Origin of the sequence: uncultured Campylobacter sp., from assembly GCF_938045775.1 — a bacterium.
Lineage (GTDB): Bacteria > Campylobacterota > Campylobacteria > Campylobacterales > Campylobacteraceae > Campylobacter_B.
This window is the reverse complement of sequence record NZ_CALIBH010000131.1, coordinates 1-3,908: the sequence shown is the minus strand read 5'-3', so window position 1 is coordinate 3,908 and position 3,908 is coordinate 1. Positions and strand designations below refer to the sequence as shown.

General features: G+C 51.8%; 3 protein-coding genes and 1 pseudogene. All 4 read left to right on the top strand.

Features of this window, described 5'->3' with window-relative positions:
• Positions 1–762, top strand: a 762-nt coding sequence (locus Q0238_RS05030) for a TSUP family transporter (RefSeq protein ID WP_297943491.1), incomplete at its 5' end; no start/stop codon positions are given.
• 1,333 nt (positions 763–2,095) lie between these two features.
• A complete protein-coding gene (locus tag Q0238_RS05025) occupies positions 2,096–2,473 on the top strand; it encodes a RidA family protein (protein WP_297943488.1) in 378 nt (125 codons plus the stop codon).
• 216 nt (positions 2,474–2,689) lie between these two features.
• Positions 2,690–3,205, top strand: a complete 516-nt coding sequence (locus tag Q0238_RS05020) for a hypothetical protein (RefSeq protein ID WP_297943485.1) — start codon at positions 2,690–2,692, stop codon at positions 3,203–3,205.
• Between the two features lie 151 nt (positions 3,206–3,356).
• Positions 3,357–3,908, top strand: a pseudogene (locus Q0238_RS05015) (hypothetical protein); the annotation flags it as partial.

The following is a 3,908-nucleotide window of genomic DNA, read 5'->3' as shown; positions in this document are numbered from 1 at the left end:
ATGGAGCTTGAGCTTTGGCAGTTCGCGGTGCTTTTTGCGGCGGCGTTTTTCGGCGGATTTATAGACTCGATCGCAGGCGGCGGCGGGCTGATATCGCTGCCTGCGCTGCTTGCCGTGGGCGTTCCGCCGCATGTAGCGATCGCCACAAATAGATTTCAAGGCAGCTTCGGAAGCTTCACCGCCGCTTTAAATTTCATCCGCAAGGGCTATGTCGATGCAGCGGAGATCTTGCGCGGCGTGATTTTTACGTTCGTAGGCGGACTCGTCGGCGCTTATGTCCTGCTTCTAATCGATGCGAAATTCCTAAACTATCTCATTCCGATCCTGCTGCTGGCGCTTTTCTTTTATATGATTTTTTCGCCGAACCTAGGTGAAGCGCCCGCCAAACCCAAGATATCAAAAAAGAGCTTTTACGCGATTTTCGGGCTTGTTTTAGGGTTTTACGACGGATTTTTCGGCCCTGGTACGGGCTCGTTTTGGACGTTTGCACTCGTGGGAATTTTAGGGCTTTATATGAAAAAGGCGGTCGCACACACGAAAGTTTTAAATTTCACCTCAAACATCGTCTCTTTGGGCGTTTTTATCATCGGCGGGCAGATTTTATGGCTCGTCGGAGCGGTGATGGCGGTCGGACAGATCGCGGGCAGCTTCGCGGGCTCAAGCCTCGTGATGCGATGCGACGTAAAATTCGTGCGCAAGATGCTTCTGTTCGTCGTTGCCGCTACGATTTTAAAGCTACTTTACGGACTGATTGTAAATTAATTACAGACTGGTTGAGGGCTGATCGCAAGTTGATTGCAGACTGGTTGAGGGCCGATCGCAGGCTAATCTAAAGCCAAAATCATAGAATTTTATACAGGATTTCGTATAAAATTTCACGTAAAATTTTATGAGCTCTCGTTGATACGCTACGACAGCGTCGATCTTGCCGTAGCATTACACAGATTGCACTGCGACGGAGCCGACTTTGCTACCGCGACAGCGCCGATCTTGCCGCCTCGATGGTGCTTAGTTTACTGCTGCGACGTCGATTTTGCCGCAGTGTCGCACCAAATTTACTGCGACACTGCCAATTTACTACTGCAGCGTCGATTATATCGTAGCTTCGCGCTGATCTTGTCACGACTACGCTAATTTCCCGCTGCTGCAATGTTGATTCTGTTGCCGTTACGTCGAAAGCCTCGCTTGTCGCGAGGTCTTTGATTTTATTATTTCGATATCGTCGATTTTGCTCCGCTACATCGACAACTTCGTTGCCGCGCTTACTACTGCGAGGATTTTAATTGCGTTGCGCGGTGTCGCACTGATTTTTTTATGACGGCGCTGTTCTTTCTGCTACGATGGTGGCGATTTTGGCGCTGCTTTTACCGCCCCGTCACCCGTATCACTACCATGGGCGGGCTCGGTTTTGCTGTCGCGACATTGCGATCTTGATGGTGCAGGGATTTGATTTGCTGCCGCAACGATGCTGATGAAGTTTCGTCCATCCGCATCGGTTAAATTTAGCCGTACTGTCCGTATCTATTTCGTCGTATCGCCATGCATTCATTCGGTGCCGTCAATAGAGTCGTCGTATTGCCGAGCACGCGGCATTATCGCGCCGGTACTTATAAAATTTCATACGCTTACGTCAGCAAAATTTTAAAATACTACTTTGTAGATCGTTTTATCGCGCTGCCGTATGTGCTACCAAATCTACTCGCAGCGATTAAATTTAGCCGCACTTTCACGCGCCGTTTTCTGCACCCGTCAGCTATTTTGAATTTTGTCGTTTCGCCGTCACGGCTCGCCATTTCGCGCTAACTACCTCCCGCCATATTGCTAGCTGTATTTGCGCGATAAATTTAACCGCACCGCTGCGCCTGCCGTTTCACTCTGATATCGTAGGCGATTGTCTATCCATGCCATTTAATTTGTCACATTGCCGCGTATCTGTTTTGCCTCGCCCGTCGAAATTTAGCCAATCTCTCGCGTCAATTAAATTTTATCGTACCCACAGCATCCACGCCCGCTCGTCCGCGAAATTCCGCCGCCTAAAGCAATGCTAAAATATTTTGCGATAAAATGGGCGAAATTTTTTACAAAGGATTTTTCTATGCAGATTATCTCGACTCCCGATGCGGCGCAGGCCATCGGACCGTACTCCCAGGCGATCAAGGCGGGCGGGCTCATCTTTACCTCGGGGCAGATCGCGCTTAAGCCGGACGGCGAGTTCGTCGCGGGCGGCGTGGAGGCGCAGAGCAGGCAGGTTTTGCAAAACCTCGCCGTGATCCTGAAAGAAGCGGGCGCGACGCTGCAAGATGCCGTCAAAACTACGATTTTCCTGGCCGATATGGGCGATTTTGCCGCGGTGAATGAGATATACGCTGCGGCGTTCGGCGAGCACAAGCCCGCTCGCAGCACGGTACAGGTCGCCAAGCTCCCCAAGGGCGCGCTTGTGGAGATCGAAGTAATAGCGCTGGCTAGGGCTTAGTGCTCAATTTAGATCGCTAGAACTCTGCCAGTGCGCGTTTGCGGTTAAAATTTAGACGCGGGCCGCTCGAAATTTAAACGGCTCGCTTTGGTTTTGAGGCCGCGCGTGTTTTTAAATTTAGATTTTCAAAGCCGCGCTAAATGCCCGCGGGGTTGTGTAAACAGCGTGTCTTGGTGCGCTAAGGCGTTAAAATTTCTCGCTCAAAATGAGATCAAAATGATAGAAAAGCTTATTCAAAAATCTAAAAATATCACGGCCGCGGGGCGCAGCGACATAGAGCCCGCGTGGATCGCGCAGGCGCAGCGGCGGCTTGGTTTTGCGCTGCCTGTGAGCTATAAGCGGATGCTGCTAAGATATGCTAACGTCAGCGCGGCGGGGACGGAGCTAAAAACGATCGCGCCGCCCGAGTTTGCGGATAGTGCCGATGAGGGCATCTGCTACACGTATAAGATAAATCTCAAAAACGACCTATTCGCCGCGGATGAGCTCGTATTTTTGCAGCTCGAGGACGAGGAGTATTATTTTAAAATTTCGCCCGCAAGCGGCATAGCGGACGGCTCACCCAACACGGCGCACGGCAAGACGGCGGGAGTACGAGCGGCAAAGCTGCGAGCGAGACGGTGCGCGATACGGTCATCGCGACGGTATCCGACGGTGCGGAAAATAGAGCATCGGACGGCGAAGCGTGCGCGACAACAAGTGAGGCGGCAAGTGGAGCGACGAAAGAGATAGCAAGCGAGCGGGTAGACGACGCGCCGTGCGAATACAAGGTCTATGTACGCGACTACGCGCAGAGTGAGGATAGGCTTTTTGCGGACGATTTTTACGGGTTTTTGGAAAAATTTTAAGATGAAATTTAGAGCAAAAAATCAGGAGAGGCGAAATGGGACTGTTTGACATTTTTAAAAAGCAAAATTTTGACGTCGACGTACGTGCGGACGGCATTTTCATCGGTGGCGTAAACTGCGGGTTTGATCTGGCTAAATTTAACGAAGCCTTGGGCCAGCCGCGCGTGATCGATGACGGGGAGGGCAAAAGCCGCTATTTTTGGGATGAAGCGGGGATTTTCGCCTTCGTGCGCGCAGATGAGCTTGCAGAACCGAAGCTTTCCGAGATAAATTTGATGCTTGAGGTCGCAAAGGGCGTGCAGCACGAGGTTCCGCGCAAGCTCTACGGCGGCGCGTTCACGCTTGAGGGCAGACCGCCGCTTGAGGCGGTGCCGGAGCAGGAGCTGCGCGGCGCATACATATTTTTGGAGCTTAGCCTGGGCAAATTCGAAGTATCGCTAGCTTTAGCCGAGGCCGTGCAGGAGCGTATAGGCGCGATGGATTTCGCCGAGCGCTTCGCTAAGCGCGACACCGACGAGATCGCAGACATCGTGCGAGCTGCGAAAATGCCGATAGGGCGCGTCTGCATCAATCAAAAAGAGAAAAAG

Coding starts and splice junctions, on each gene's coding strand:
- Q0238_RS05020 (WP_297943485.1), top strand. CDS start 2,690: ATGATAGAAAAGCTTATTCAAAAATCTAAAAATATCACGGCCGCGGGG.
- Q0238_RS05025 (WP_297943488.1), top strand. CDS start 2,096: ATGCAGATTATCTCGACTCCCGATGCGGCGCAGGCCATCGGACCGTAC.